Annotated in this window: 17 protein-coding genes; 10 read left to right on the top strand and 7 right to left on the bottom strand. The window is 28.7% G+C overall.

Annotated features, from left to right (window positions below):
• Positions 1-78 precede the first annotated feature (78 nt).
• From L988_RS08775 to L988_RS08765, 3 genes are read left to right on the top strand one after another with little or no spacing between them, the layout of a single operon-like run.
• Positions 79-702 carry a nucleoside recognition domain-containing protein gene (locus L988_RS08775; protein ID WP_047383498.1) on the top strand — a complete coding sequence of 208 codons (624 nt, stop codon included), beginning with the start codon at positions 79-81 and terminating at the stop codon, positions 700-702.
• Positions 702-1,241, top strand: a complete 540-nt coding sequence (locus L988_RS08770) for a spore maturation protein (protein WP_047383496.1) — start codon at positions 702-704, stop codon at positions 1,239-1,241. Before L988_RS08775 ends, L988_RS08770 begins: the two co-directional genes overlap by 1 nt.
• A gap of 8 nt (positions 1,242-1,249) precedes the next feature.
• Positions 1,250-2,155 carry an LD-carboxypeptidase gene (locus tag L988_RS08765; protein ID WP_047383494.1) on the top strand — a complete coding sequence of 302 codons (906 nt, stop codon included), beginning with the start codon at positions 1,250-1,252 and terminating at the stop codon, positions 2,153-2,155.
• Positions 2,156-2,211: 56 nt separating this feature from the next.
• Here L988_RS08765 and L988_RS08760 read toward each other — a convergent pair whose 3' ends face one another.
• A complete protein-coding gene (locus L988_RS08760) occupies positions 2,212-2,748 on the bottom strand; it encodes an HdeD family acid-resistance protein (RefSeq protein ID WP_047383492.1) in 537 nt (178 codons plus the stop codon).
• A gap of 231 nt (positions 2,749-2,979) precedes the next feature.
• On the opposite strand from L988_RS08760, the gene gltS reads away from it, so the two are divergent.
• The 3 genes from gltS to L988_RS08745 all read left to right on the top strand — a co-directional run bounded on the left by gltS (position 2,980) and on the right by L988_RS08745 (position 5,560).
• Entirely contained in the window at positions 2,980-4,179 is a 1,200-nt protein-coding gene (gltS, locus tag L988_RS08755; RefSeq protein WP_047383490.1) for a sodium/glutamate symporter, read from the top strand.
• A 23-nt stretch (positions 4,180-4,202) separates the two neighbouring features.
• Complete coding sequence (gene murI / locus L988_RS08750) at positions 4,203-5,003, top strand: glutamate racemase (protein WP_047383488.1); 801 nt, start codon at positions 4,203-4,205, stop codon at positions 5,001-5,003.
• 122 nt (positions 5,004-5,125) lie between these two features.
• The gene (locus L988_RS08745) at positions 5,126-5,560 is read left to right on the top strand and encodes a hypothetical protein (protein WP_047383487.1); all 435 of its coding nucleotides are present in this window, start codon (positions 5,126-5,128) and stop codon (positions 5,558-5,560) included.
• Positions 5,561-5,719: 159 nt separating this feature from the next.
• On the opposite strand, the gene L988_RS08740 is transcribed toward L988_RS08745, so the two are convergent.
• From L988_RS08740 to L988_RS08720, 5 genes are all read right to left on the bottom strand, one after another.
• Entirely contained in the window at positions 5,720-6,088 is a 369-nt protein-coding gene (locus L988_RS08740) for a hypothetical protein (protein ID WP_047383484.1), read from the bottom strand.
• A 348-nt stretch (positions 6,089-6,436) separates the two neighbouring features.
• A complete protein-coding gene (locus tag L988_RS08735) occupies positions 6,437-6,691 on the bottom strand; it encodes a hypothetical protein (RefSeq protein ID WP_047383483.1) in 255 nt (84 codons plus the stop codon).
• 42 nt (positions 6,692-6,733) lie between these two features.
• Entirely contained in the window at positions 6,734-7,033 is a 300-nt protein-coding gene (locus tag L988_RS08730; protein WP_047383481.1) for a hypothetical protein, read from the bottom strand.
• Between the two features lie 73 nt (positions 7,034-7,106).
• Positions 7,107-7,679, bottom strand: a complete 573-nt coding sequence (locus L988_RS08725; RefSeq protein ID WP_047383478.1) for a hypothetical protein — start codon at positions 7,677-7,679, stop codon at positions 7,107-7,109.
• Positions 7,680-7,754: 75 nt separating this feature from the next.
• Positions 7,755-8,315 (bottom strand): hypothetical protein, encoded by a 561-nt coding sequence (locus L988_RS08720; protein WP_052191775.1) that lies wholly within the window; start codon positions 8,313-8,315, stop codon positions 7,755-7,757.
• 257 nt (positions 8,316-8,572) lie between these two features.
• Between L988_RS08720 and L988_RS08715 the strand changes: the two genes are divergently transcribed.
• The 4 genes from L988_RS08715 to L988_RS08700 all read left to right on the top strand — a co-directional run bounded on the left by L988_RS08715 (position 8,573) and on the right by L988_RS08700 (position 13,172).
• Positions 8,573-10,057 carry a mechanosensitive ion channel gene (locus L988_RS08715; RefSeq protein ID WP_047383476.1) on the top strand — a complete coding sequence of 495 codons (1,485 nt, stop codon included), beginning with the start codon at positions 8,573-8,575 and terminating at the stop codon, positions 10,055-10,057.
• 80 nt (positions 10,058-10,137) lie between these two features.
• Positions 10,138-11,337: an efflux RND transporter periplasmic adaptor subunit gene (locus tag L988_RS08710; RefSeq protein WP_047383474.1), complete on the top strand. Its 1,200-nt coding sequence runs from the start codon at positions 10,138-10,140 to the stop codon at positions 11,335-11,337.
• Positions 11,321-12,514, top strand: a complete 1,194-nt coding sequence (locus L988_RS08705; RefSeq protein WP_047383472.1) for an FtsX-like permease family protein — start codon at positions 11,321-11,323, stop codon at positions 12,512-12,514. Before L988_RS08710 ends, L988_RS08705 begins: the two co-directional genes overlap by 17 nt.
• On the top strand, positions 12,507-13,172 hold the full coding sequence (locus L988_RS08700; protein WP_047383470.1) for an ABC transporter ATP-binding protein: 666 nt from the start codon (positions 12,507-12,509) through the stop codon (positions 13,170-13,172). Before L988_RS08705 ends, L988_RS08700 begins: the two co-directional genes overlap by 8 nt.
• A gap of 39 nt (positions 13,173-13,211) precedes the next feature.
• On the opposite strand, the gene L988_RS08695 is transcribed toward L988_RS08700, so the two are convergent.
• Positions 13,212-14,717, bottom strand: coding sequence for an NAD(P)/FAD-dependent oxidoreductase (locus tag L988_RS08695; RefSeq protein WP_047383468.1), 1,506 nt, complete (start codon positions 14,715-14,717; stop codon positions 13,212-13,214).
• Between the last annotated feature and the right edge of the window lie 5 nt (positions 14,718-14,722).

Below are 14,722 nucleotides of genomic sequence, written 5' to 3'. Positions count from 1 at the left end.
TATTATACCTCAAAGGATTGGAGTAGTTTCAATAAATTTTAAGTTAACAGAAACAGAAAAAGAATAGGGAGGGAAAATATGATAAATGCAATATGGTTAGGACTTATAGTGATTGGAATTGCAATATCTATGTTTACAGGGAATGTTCAAGCAGTAACAGACTCAGTAATATCATCATCAAAAACAGCTGTGGAAATAGCGATAGGTTTAGTTGGAATAATGTCTTTCTGGCTAGGACTTATGAAAGTAGCCGAAGAAGCTGGGCTTGTAAAAGCTTTAGGAAAAGGATTGAAACCTATTATGAAAAGATTATTTCCTGAAATACCAGAGGATCATCCAGCAGTTGGAAGTATCGTTGCAAACGTAGCTGCAAACTTCTTTGGATTAGGAAATGCCGCAACTCCTTTAGGAATCAAGGCTATGCAAGAGTTACAAGAGTTGAATGACAATAAAGATGAAGCTACGGATGCAATGGTTTTATTCTTAGCTATAAATACATCGTCAGTAACTTTAATCTCATCAAGTGTAATAGCTTATAGAGCAGCAGCAAACTCAGCAAATGTAACTGAGATAATAGCACCAACGATAATAGCAACAGTTATCTCAACTGTTGTAGCAGTAGTATCGTGTAAAGCTTTACAAAAATTGCCAGCATTCAAAAGAGAAAAACTTTCAAAGGATATAACAGGAGGGGATAAATAATGTTTACAATTATAATGGAGAAGATATCGCTATATGCAATTCCAGCAATAATTTTATTTATTTTATCTTATGCTTATTTTGTAAAGAAAGTAAAGGTCTATGAAGTATTTTGTGAAGGAGCAAAAGAGGGATTTACAACTGCTATAAGAATAATACCGTTCTTAGTTGCAATGTTAGTTGGAATAGGTGTGTTTAGAAGTTCTGGAGCGATTGATGTAATAATAACAGCGATAAACCCAGTTCTAGAGTTTATAGGAATGCCTGGAGAAGTACTGCCAATGGCAATAATGAGACCACTTTCTGGTGGAGGATCAACAGGAATATTAAATGATATATTTATAACTCATGGTCCAGATTCTTTAGCAGGAAGAATAGCTTCTGTTATGATGGGATCGACAGAAACAACTTTCTATGTTTTGGCTGTTTATTTTGGAGCTGTAAGTATCAGAAAAACAAGACATGCTGTTGTAGCTGGTTTACTAGCAGACGTAGCTGGTATATTGGCGGCAGTTTGGATTTGTAACCTAATGTTTAGTTAGGTGAGAGAATGAAAAAGTTGAAAAAAGGTGATACTATAGGGTTAGTATCACCTGCAAATAGTGTTGACCTAGAAAAGTTAAAGAGTGCAGTAGAAAATTTAGAGAGATTTGGATTTAACGTTAAACTAGCTAAAAATGCTGATAAAAGTTGGTATTCTTTTGCAGGAACAGACTTTGAGAGAGCAAATGATATAAATGAGTTTTTTAGAGATGATGAAGTGGATACAATAATGTGCGTTAGAGGTGGTTATGGTGGAATTAGACTTCTTAATCACTTAGATTATGAGTTGATAAAAAAGAATCCAAAACCTTTTATCGGTTATAGTGATATAACATCTATGCATATGGCTTTTTCTAAAAAGTGTAATTTAAAAACTTATCACGGACCAATGGCTGCAAGCAATTTTTCAGGGGATTATGATGAGGAAACTTTGAATCATTTTTTGAAGGTTATGGAAAAGAATGAGGATTATCATTTGGAAAATTTCTCGAAAGAGTTGAAATTTTACAATAGCTTATCTTCTAAAGGAGAACTTATAGGAGGGAACTTAGCAGTTCTAGTTTCTAGCTTAGGAACAGAGTTCGATTATGATTATACTGGAAAAATCCTATTTTTAGAAGATATAGGAGAATCAACATACAAAATAGATAGAATGTTATGGCAGTTGAAAAATTTCGGAGTATTTGAAAAAATATCAGGAGTCATCTTAGGAGATTTTGCTAATTGTGAAAAATCAGCGGATAATGATATGTCACTGAAAGATGTTTTTGATAGTCATTTTGAAAAGTTTGATAAACCAGTGATCTCTAATTTAGAATCAGGACACTGTACACCAATGTTAACTTTAGAATTTGGAAAAATTTTAGAAATTGATGGAGTCAGAAAAACTATTCTAGTAAAAAGTAATGTATAAGTAAATAAAAAGAGAGCGTATTTCATTTGAATGAGAAAACGCTCTCTTATTTTTATTTATGAACGTTTAAAGTAAAATGCGGATAGAATTAAATTTGCTCCGCTGAACAGTATATACCATGCAACACAAAGAGATATAAATCTTTGAGAGAAAAATGGCAATCCAACTAATAAAATTCCAAAGAGTATATCTGTTATTCCTGGGTTTAAACTAAACTTAACCGAATCAGGAAAAGTTTTTCTATTTATAATAGTATTTATAAAAATGAATATACCTTTGAAAATCATAAATATTCCAGCGTATATAATCATATAAAGTTGACTTAAAAAAGGCTGACTAAACAAAGAGATTGAGATTATAACTTCTAATACACCTACAAAAATATATAGCCCCCAATGAAAATTAGGAACTTTTCTAAATTGAAATCCTTTTGTGAAGTTTTTTATACCACTTACAAAGAAAAAAGCAGCTAAGATATCAATGATATAAACGGAAAAAATAGTTGGGGTGAAAATACCAAAAATACCAACTAAACTAAATAAAATTCCAGTGATTAAAAGATAAAGAAAAATTTTTTTGTCAAAACTAAGCATAGAGATAACCTCCTAAAATTTAATGTAAAATATTATCTAATTTATATATTCTAAAAAAATAAAAATCTCCTTTAATAATATTAAAATTATGGACATCTTAATTAGAGAGAGTTTATCTAATTTGTATATACTTTATTAATGTATAATATATTATTTATATATTTGAAAATATGTTTTTTTGGAAGTATACTTGTCACAACTGATATATATAAAATATGAAGGAGGGATTTTATGTTAGAGTATCAATTTAATATGGCAGAAACATTAGCAACAGCAGTGGTTTTACTATTAGTGGGAAGATGGATAAAAAAGAAAGTTTATTTCTTTGAAAAATTCTTTATTCCAGCTCCGGTAATTGGTGGTGTGATATTTTCAATATTTACATTAATTGGTAGAAGTTCTGGAGTATTTTCATTTTCTTTTGACGGCTCTTTAAAAGATTTACTGATGATTGCATTTTTTACTACAATAGGTTTCTTAGCTAGTTTAAAATTACTTAAAAAAGGTGGAATTCAAGTATTTATATTTTTATGTGTAGCGAGTATTTTAGTAATAATTCAAAACTTAGTAGGAGTAAGCTTAGCAAAATTCTTTGGACTTAATCCTCTTTTAGGAATAGCTGCAGGATCTGTTCCTTTAACAGGAGGACATGGAACTTCAGGAGCTTTTGGACCTGTTTTAGAAGCCGCAGGGGCAACAGGAGCTATGTCAGTTGCAATAGCCTCAGCAACGTTTGGACTTGTTGCAGGATGCATGATAGGTGGACCAGTTGCAAAAAAATTGATGCAACGTTATGGTTTAGTTGGACATAAAGAGGAGGAGTTTTTAATTCCTGAAGATAATTCGAAAGAAGTTTTAAAAGAGGAGATAACAGAGGATAAACTTTTTCACGCTATTGTTTATATAGTTATATCTATGGGGATAGGTGGATTACTAATTCCTTTAGCAAAAAAAGTTGGAGTGGTTTTACCGGCATATATTGGTCCGATGTTAGTGGCAGCAATAATAAGAAATGTTGTAGATACAAAGGATACTGAACTTCCTTTACACACTATAAGTGTGGTAGGAAACATCTCTTTACAGTTATTCTTAGCTATGGCATTGATGTCAATGAAATTATGGGAATTAGCTGCATTAGCAGTTCCATTAATAGTAATACTTTTAGTTCAAACTGCAATAATGGCACTTTATGCATATTTTGTTACATTTAGAATAATGGGTAAAGATTACGATGCAGCGGTTATGTCATCTGGACATTGTGGTTTTGGAATGGGAGCAACTCCAAATGCAATGGCTAATATGGAATCATTTACAGCGGCTAATGGGCCATCACCAACGGCATTCTTTGTATTACCGCTAGTTGGAGCTTTATTTATTGACTTCACAAATGCTTCTTTAATCACAATTTTTATAAATATTTTTGGAAAATAAAATAGCGTTTATGGAGGGGTAGAATGAAAATAGGTGTTTTTGATTCTGGAGTTGGAGGATTGAGCGTTTTAAAAAAAATCAAAGAAAAAATAGATTTTGCAGATATAATATATTATGGCGACAGTTTAAATTCACCTTATGGAAGTAAAAGTGTTGAGGAGATACAAAAGCTATGTTTAGAAATTGGGGAGTTTTTAATTGATAATAGAGTTGATATCATAGTAATAGCTTGTAACACTGCAACAGCTGCAGCACTAGATACTTTAAGAGAAAGATTTACAAGTGTGCCCATAATAGGAGTTGTACAACCTGGAGCTGCAATAGCGATAAAGGAAAGTAAAAATAGAAAAATTGGTGTTTTATCAACACCTCTAACTGCTAAAAGTAGAGTTTACGAAAAGGCGATAAAAACAATAAATTCGAAATATGAGGTTTTTCAGAAAGGGTGTGAACTTCTTTGTCCTATGATAGAAAGAGGATGGGAAAGTTCAGAACGGAATACAGAGCTTTTAAAAAGTTATATAGAACAATTACCGAATGATATAGATACATTGGTTTTAGGTTGTACTCATTATCCTTTGATAAGGGAGGATATTGAAAAGCTGATTGGAAATAAAAAAATTATTGATCCAGCAGAAGAAGCTGCAATGCAAGTTCTATTTGAATTAAATAAATTAGCACTGAGAACAGGATTTAAGAAAATTAAAAAAGATAAAATAGGAATAGATTATTTTGTAAGCGGAGATATCGAGATGTTTAGAAAAGTTGGAGAAAGATTTTTAGGTGAAAAACTTTTAAATGTTTACCAACCTTTAATTGGATAAGAAAAGAGCAATAGCATAATTAGCTATTGCTTTTTTTTATAAAAATTAAATTTATAAGAAAAGAAAAACTGCTTTATTTCAGTATAATAAAATAACGGATACGGGATTAAAAGGAGGATGAGATGATAGTGAAATTAACAGACGAAAGAATAAAAACAGTTCATAAAATACAGCCGTACCTGGTTTATATAGACAGTATATTTTATATTTCTGGATCTGTGATACCAGTTGATGAGTTTAGAAGATATGTTGATAATATAAACTATATGAAAGATCATGTTGAGGTACTAGAAGTTTATGAAAATTATACAAAAAATAGATTGCATCTTTTTTTTGACAGTTATATCTCTATTTTTTCAGCAAAAGATATAAAGAATTATATAAATGAGATATTTAGTGGAAGATTAATAATAAATCGTTCTGATCTGTTAGAGGGATTAGAAAGTTATAATATTTTGAATGAAGATTTTATAGATTGTTATATTGATCGTTCGGTATATTTTGATCAGATATCAGATAGAGTAAAGAAAAACTTCTTAATAGATGATTTTGAATGAAAAACTACAAAAATTGAACAAAAAAACTTGAAATTAACTAATGTTTATGATATATTATACATAAATACGGGGGTATTAGATTTTAAAAAAAGGCAGCTTTAATGTTTAACATTTAAAGGTGCCTTTTTAGTTTTTGATTTTTATTATTTTGTTTTTATATTAAAAAGTTTTTTTGTATAAAGTTTCATCAGGAATCATATCTCTGTCAACTTCTACTTCGATATGAACAGGTAGGTTTTTACCAGATTCATTTTGAGCATATTTAGCCATATCCGACATAATAGCTTCAAGTTTAGTTTTATCTATTTTTTCAAACTCCTCTTTTCTTCCAACACCTTTAAGTTCAAGTTTAATCTCTATTTTTTCATGATCTAAGTCTACATCGAATTCATGAACATTAACTGTTGTAGTATCATCTGTTAAAATAGGAAATCTGCTCATAAGTCCCATTTCAATCATATCTTCTTTAGAGTTAGCTAGTGATGTTAGTGATAAAAGAATTGTAAGTCCTAAAACTATTTTTTTCATATAAATCCCTCCTATATATTTTAAAGCTCGAAAGTATTATTCTTAAAATAATTCTATTTCCTTTAAAAAAAATAAATCATGTGAAATAAAAAAACTCCTTTTGGGGAAAAGGAGTTTTTATTAACACGGGGGAGTGTTAAAAATAAAAAGATTAAAATAGATTTTGGGGGGTATATAGATCTATTCAATCAAATTCGGTTTCAAAGATATAGTACTATAAAAGAATACAAAAGTCAAATATGTTTTTAAATAGAATTTTTTTAAAAGATACATGCACAAAAAATGAACTTAAAAATCAAAAAAATAACAATAAAAAAGAGTAGATATAAAATCTACTCTTGATATTTTTTAAGCTACTTTTACAGAAGATACAAGAAAGAACTCCTCGCCATCATATTCAGCTCTTTCAACAGACAATTTAATATTTTGACTTAGATTAGGACTTTCTAAAATGAAATAACAGTTTTTATTCTCTTCGTTCAGTGTTAATTGAAACTCATCACGTAAAAGTGAAAAAATATCATCTTCTAGCTCCATAATAGTGTATTCAAAATCTTCCATTAAAAGATAAAGGGTATCTGCAAAACTCATTGCATCTTTCATTATTTCCTCCATATTTATATTAATTTTATATTTGCTGCCTAATCAATTATTTAAATAGTGCAATAGGTATATCCCAAAACGATCCAATTTATAACGATTTTCTCGTGAACTATCTTTTGTGATAAGTTCTTCTCTTAAAAGAATCTCATATTCCATATGATAAAATTGTTCTTTTATAGGAAGAAGAATATCAGTAAATTCAATTTGTTTGTTACTGTTATGTAGTTTTTTAAAGTTTTCTTCAATATCATTTTTTTGTGTTTTATAACACTCTTTAAGGACCTCATAACATTTTTCTGGTAGTCTTTCTTTAAGATAGAAAAAATATTCTCTGTAATACATAATGAACCTCCAAAATAATTTTAAATAGATTTCAAAACGTATATACGATAAATTAAATTAATTCCTTTTATTTTTATACCATATAAAGTATAGAAATAATTAAAATAATTAATCCAGGAATTACTATTTTTTCGGACTCAAAGAAGTAGTATCCAGGGCCATCATCTTCATCATCTTCTATCTGAGTTGGATGAAAACTATTTAATAACGAGTTTATAAATTCCTCTTCAGAAAGTTTTTTTTCTTTTAGTTCATCTGAATCTAACTCTCTAAAGTTTAAAAAAGTAAATTTTAAAACTCTTTGTCTTTTATTGTTTATAAAATCTTCACCTAAAATAAGTGTTTTAGTTAGTAATTCGTCGTTGTTTTCAATAAATTTTGGTTTTAAATTGAAGTTTATAAGCATCTCAGGTTTTATATTCCCATAAAGATTTTCAAAAAAACTCCTTTCAGTATTATTAAGTAAATCCCTTCCTCTGATTCCAGTATCATGCTGCTCTATAGGTTTTTCTTTTGATATATCCATATTTTTTTCCCATACATAAAACTTTTCTTGTAAGCTGATAAGATGGTATCCATCTTTAGGGAATATTTTTTTAAGTTGTTCAACTAATTTAACTGACTCAATTGTGACTTGCCTATCCATCATTTCTCCTTTTATTTATTAAAACTACTTCAATTATACACTTTTTAAAATAAGAGGTCAATAATTTAAAATGAGCTATAGAATTATTTGAGTTAAATGTGGTGAGTTTATAAAATCATATGGAAAAATAATAATACCGTTATCAGAATCTAAATTCAGTTCATAGCCTAAATCTTTTGCTGTTTTATAAAATAAAAACCAAACAAATTTAGAGCAATAAAAATCACGCTCTTTTTCTTTGAATAACGATAGACGATATTTTCCAGAACCATATATTTCAATATTCTTTAAAAATTGGGTCTTAAAAGTTTCATCAAAGCCTTTATATCTAAGAACGATAACTTCCCTTAGAGGTTCGTTTAACCAAGCGTTGACACTAATTGTATAATAATCCTTACCTGGCATTGGAAAATCTCCAATGTGAGTATCTGTAATCATAACCGAACTATGTCCAAGCCAAGAGAGAGGATCTGAAAAAAGCTTATCTTTTATAATGATATCTCCTGTTTGTAATTTGAAAGAGTTATTGATCGCAGTTTGAGTTGGTTGCCAATTTCTCTCCAATGAAGAACATCCGATAATCAAATATAATAAGAATAAAAAGAAAAAATATTTTTTAAAAAACTTTAGATTCATAAATCTATCTCCTTTTTATAAAATCAATAATTTATATCATACTTTAAAACAATTTTTATAATAACACAACTAATTTTAAAAAAATATAGATTTTAAAAAAATAAATAATAAAAAAAGAAAAGTAAAAAAAGAGGCGTAATAAAACATATAAATTAATTAGGGAGTGATGAATATGATGTTATCAATGATTTTTTTTATAGCAATATTTATAGTTTACCTGATTATAAATAAACTAGAAGAGATAGGAGGATGGTAACATGGAAGAGCTTAAAGTTTTAATTCTTAACAATGTAACACTAAATATTATTGCATCAATCATTATTTTATTGGTAGGACTAGCTATCGCATCTGTTGTAGTTAGTAAATTAGAACACCTTTTTATAAAAACAAAACTATTTTCAAATTTAGAGCATGAAATAACAGGAAAAGAGGGTGGAAGTAGTACTTATGCTATAAAGACACTTCTTAAATTTATTTACTATATATTTGTAATATTTATAATAGGAATAATAATGGAGAAATTAGGGTTTAGCAGATTAGTTAATCCAATATTAAATCTACTAGATCCAATATTCTCATATATACCAAATGTTTTAGGAGGAGTTGTCCTTCTAATAATCGCAATCATTTTAGCTAAATTAGCTCAAAAGTTCTCAGAGATGTTCTTCAAAAAATTAAATGTCGATGAAAAAATTAATTCAAAAGATAGTGGAGTTTCACTTTCAAAAATATTCAGTGAAATTATATCTTTAGTGGTATTTATATTAATTTTACCAGGAGTTTTAGCAGCTTTAAAATTAGATAGAATTCTTATTCCTATAACAGATATGTTAACTAAGTTTTTAAATTATATTCCTAGCTTGATAGCTGCGGCTTTAGTTTTAATAGTAGGATGGTTTATAGCTTCAAAATTAAGAGATATTTTAAAGGGAGTTTTAGACTCGTTTAACTTAGATGAAAAACTAAGTATAGATGGAAAAGTTTTATTCGAAGGTAAGCTTTCAACTATTTTATCTAACATAGTTTACATCTTAATTTTAATACCAGTATTCTCAGCTTCACTTAACTATTTAGGATTAGAGTTGATAATTTCACCAGTTATAAGTATGTTACACATTTTATTTAATTATGTTCCTAACTTAGTTGGTGTAGCTTTAGTAGTAGTTATCGCTTTATATTTTGGAAAAATAATAGAAAGTATTATAACAAATTTACTAGTTGGTTTGAAATTTGATTCATATTTAGAAAAAGCTGGATTAAAAACAATTGAAAATAACTATTCAAAACTAGTTGGAAAAATATCAAAAATATTAATACTTTATTTTGCAATTATTCAATCAATCGAAATTTTAAACTTTGGAGCACTTCAAGATTTAAGTTTAAAATTGACACTTCTTTTAGGAGATATCTTCTTAGGAGTTGTGATTGTTGCGATTGGAATTGTAGTTGCGAACTATGTTTCAAAAATAATAAGAAATACCTCGTTAGATAATAAAGATCAGATTGCACTTGTAGCTAAAGTTGCAATAATAGTTTTTGTTGGCGCTATGGGACTTGGACAAATGGGAATTGCAAACGAAATTATAAACTTAGCATTTGGATTTACTATCGGAGCAATAGCAATAGCTTTTGCAGTGGCATTTGGTATAGGTGGAAAAGATTTAGCAAAGGAAAAACTTCAAAAGTTGAATTGTTGTAAAAAAGATGAGTGTAAAGAAAAAGAAGAGCAAAGAGAAGATTAGTTAATAAATCCTCCTAATGAAAGAGTTACTCTTATATTAGGAGGATTTTTCTTAAAAAAATTTGAATAGAGGAGTATCTTATGAAAGTTAGCAAAAAAATAGTTCTATCGCTCCTTTTTCTTCTAGGTGGAGTAGTAGTGTCGTATGTCGTATTAAAACCTAAAAAAATGGAAGCTATAAAAATTAAAAAAGAAAATTATACAGAGAAAATCCTTGTCTCTGGAGTAGTTAGTGGAATTGAAAACTCAATCATTTCAAGTTCATTAAATGGAACAATAGACAAAATATTTTTTAAAGAGGGTGATTTTGTAAAAAAAGGTGATTTAATTGCAAAATTTTTAACAGCGGATATCGAAGCATCAATTAAACAAAAAGAAGCAGAGCTTCTCTCTGCAAAAGCTGAATTAGAAAATACAGAAACAATAGTGCTCTCTAATCTCTCTCTCCTATTAAAAAACTCTAAAATAGAATATGAGAATGCTAAAAGTGAGTTTGAGAAATATTCAAAGCTTTATGAAAATAAATATATAAATGTAATAGAACTAAATTCAAAGCGTAATACTTTAATTGAAAAGGAGATTAAAGTTCAAAATGCTATGAACGATTTATTCTCATCTAAGAGTGGTCCTAATAAAAAAATAGTATTAGCAAACTTAAAAAATAAAGAGGAGAATTTAAAATATGAAAAAGAACAGGAAAAAAAATATTATATTTTTGCTCCTTACGATTCATATATAAGAGAACGATATGTCGATATCGGAGAAACTGTCGCACCATACTCTGAACTTTTTTTAATCTCTTCATTAGAATCTAAAATAATAGAGATAGAGTTAGATGAAAAATATTCTGAAAAAGTAAAAGTTGGAGATAAAATTACAATATATTCTTTTGGAAATGAAAAAACAACAGGAGTTGGAAATATATATTTTGTTGGAAAAAGTGTAAATGAGAAAAAAGGAGTTCTTCAGCTTAAAGGAAATTTTGAAAATTCTTCTGAAAAATTTATATATGGTAGCAGTGTGAACGTAGAGATTAATGGTCAAAATTTAGAAAGTAGTTATCTAGTTCCAAAAGACTATATAGTTTCGAAAAATGAAAAAAAATCTATATGGAGAGAAAGGAAAGGAAAAGCAGAAGAGATTGAAGTTGAAACATTTGATGTTTTAGATGGAGTAGTTTTAAAAGAGAATAATACTCTTTCAGAAGATGAGATAATTTTTTTAAAACCAGATAAAAATATAGAATTTGGTGAGAGGATAGACTATGAGATACGAAATTAAAATTGCTTATAAATTTTTAATGAAGTCTAAAGGACAAACACTTTTTTTACTGACAGCTATAGCAACAGGAGTTGCTGTACAAGTTTTTATTTCATTATTAATTGTCTCTCTTCAAAATAATATTATAGATACAGTTCTTGGAAATATAGCTCATATAGTTGTAGAAGATGGTGACAACAGAAACGCTCTTAAAAAAAGCAACGAAACTTATAACTATGGAAATTTCTCAATTGAAAGAGATAGGATAGCTAACTACGAAAATATAATAAATAGTTTAAAAAAAAATAAAAGTATAAAAAATATAGTTCCAACTTTAGAGAGTAATGCACTTTACGAAAGAGGTGGGAAATCTATCGCACTACAAATACGTGGTGTTGATTTAGAAGTAGGAGATTCAATTTTCAAAGTAAAGGATAAAGTTTATTCTGGTAAAAATATAATTGAGTCTAATAAAATTTTAATTGGAAAGAGAGTAGCTGAAGATTATAATCTCTCTCCTAACGATATTTTAAATATCACTCTTCCAAACGGAGAGAAAGAACGCTTTATAGTGAATGGAATATTTGATTTAGAAAATTCAGTATCAAATAATGGATTGGTATATATGGATATGCAAAAAGCTCAAAGAGTTTTTCAAAAAAAGGGATATGTAAATAAGATAAATATTCAACTTAACAATATTTTTTTAGGAGATATCATCGCATATGATTTAGAGAATAATTTTTCAGATTTAAAAGCAACATCTTGGATGAAAGATGGAAAACAACTATTGAATGCTTTAAGATCTCAGACAATTTCAACAACCGTTATAAGAACGGTAATTTTACTCTCAACAACTTTGAGTATAGCCAGTGTTTTATACATAACCGTTGTTCAAAAAACAAAAGAGATTGGAATATTAAAAGCTATTGGAGCAACAGATTTTTCTATAGGATTCATATTTTTATTTCAAGGAGTTTTTGTTGGATTTTTAGGAGCTGTTTTAGGTTGCATATTTGGAAGTATTCTAATAAACATCTTCCAAATAACAGCAAAACCTAGTTTCAAAATAGAGATTGAGTTTTTACAACTTTTAAAAGTTATAGTTTTCTCCACTATATCAGGAGTGATTGCCGCATATATCCCCGGTAGAAAATCTATGAAATTAAATCCAATAGAGGTGATTAAAGGTGAGTGAGATTCTAAAATTAGTCGAAGTTTTCAAATCTTATGATGGTAAAAATAATGTTTTGAAAAATATAGATTTAAATATAGAGAAAGGTGAGTTCATAGGAATAATTGGTCAAAGTGGAAGCGGAAAAAGCACTCTCTTAAATATAATAGGTGCTTTGGATACTCCATCTAAAGGAGATATCTATTTTAACGGCGAAAATATATCTCACTATAATTCTGAAAAGAGATCTCAATTTAGAAATAAAAATATTGGATTTATATTTCAATTTCACTTTTTACTTCCTCAATTCAATGTTATTGAAAATATACTTATTCCAAATTGGATAGATAGTGGTAAAGATTCGCATGATAAAAAGGAGAATGCTTTAGAGATTCTAAGAGATATGAAATTGGAAGATATTGCTTATAGAGATTCTCAAAATATATCAGGAGGACAACAACAAAGAGTTGCAATAGCAAGAGCTTTGATAAATAAACCTGCAATAGTTTTAGCAGATGAACCCACAGGAAATTTAGATTCTAAAACTAGTTCTCAAATCTATAATCTTTTAAGAGATATAAATAAAAAATATAAAACTACATTTTTAATTGTAACTCATAATTCTGAAATTGCAGCACTTTGTGATCGAGTTATAGAGATTAGTGATGGCGTTATAAAATAGAAAAAACCTCGAAGATTAAGTTAATCTTCGAGGTTTTTTCTATTTTGAAATTTGTTTAACCTCTTTATCAATTAAATCTGCAACAATTCTAGCTGAAGCATAAATTGTAGGAAGTCCACTTCCAGGATGGGTTCCCCCTCCTACAAGAAACAGATTTTCGTAGCCCTCCAATTTATTATGTGGTCTTAGCCATAACATCTGACCTAAATCATGAGAAAGATTAAAAACAGCTCCGTTATAAACATCATAATATTCTTCCCAATCTAAAGGAGTAATAACTTTCAATTCTTCAATATGATTTCGTATTCCTCTGAACTCTCCAATCTTTTCAACTTTATCTAATAGTAATTGAACAAAATCATCTTTTTCTAATTCCCAATTGATATTAGATCTATTGTTAGCTACAGGAACTAAAATATAAACTGAAGATTTATCCTTTGGTGCTAAAGTTTCATCTGTTACGGAAGCATTTTGTATATAAAAAGAAAAGTCGCCTCCGATATTTTTATATTCACTTATTTTTCCAACATTTGTCTTGTAATCTTTAGCAAAAATAATACTGTGATGTGGAATATTCCGATATACCTTGTTTACACCGAGATATAGCATAAATGTGGAACACGAATATCTTTTCTTTTGCAGTTCTTTATCTGAATACTTATCTCTAAGCTTTTCTGGTATAAGATTTTTCATAGCTGATGCAAAATCTGCATTTAATATTATGTGGTCAGCCATATAGCTATCTCCATTTTGAAGTTCCACTCCAATAGCTTTCTTACCTTCGAATAAAACCCTTTTAACACCGGAATCTAAATAAACTTCTCCTTTTCTTTTTTCTATAAGTTCTCTTAAAACTTTTGACAATCTATTTAATCCACCCTCTACATGATAGACACCATACTTATGCTCCAAGTATGAAATTATAGAAAAGGTTCCTGGAGCAACCCATGGAGACATCCCTAAGTATTTAGCTTGAAATGTAAACGAAAGTTTAAGCTCCTCTTCTTTAAAGTATCCACCCAATACACCATGTAAAGATTTAAAAGCATCTAAATATGGAACGGCTTTTAAGAAATTAGATTTTAAGTAATCTGTAGGAGAGAGATATGGAACCATTAAACAAGATTCTAATTTAGCAAACTTTTTTTCCTCTCTTTCGATATATCTATCATAGTCTTTAGAACTGTACGGAAATATCTTTTCCATTTCACTATACATCAAAAGCTTTTTATTATGAGAGTATGGATTGAAGTCATCCAAGCCATAAAATTTTAATCTATACATTGGATTTATCTCAATTAAATTCACATAATTTTCTAATCTCTCTCCAGCTTCAGTAAAAATATCTTGTAGCATCTGAGGCATTAGAAAAAAAGTAGGGCCTAAATCAAAAGTATATTCACCTAATTTAAAAGATGAATTTCTTCCACCTACATATGGTTTCTTTTCAAAAACTTTAACAGAGTACCCCTTACTTGAAAGAAGTAATCCAGCGGCTAATCCACCCGGACCAGCTCCGACAATTATAATGTCAACCTTTTTCATTTCTA

Source organism: Cetobacterium sp. ZWU0022 (assembly GCF_000800875.1).
In the GTDB taxonomy this organism is placed as follows: Bacteria; Fusobacteriota; Fusobacteriia; order Fusobacteriales; family Fusobacteriaceae; genus Cetobacterium_A.
The sequence above is the reverse complement of the archived record's forward strand: the minus strand, read 5'-3'. Positions and strand labels throughout refer to the sequence as shown.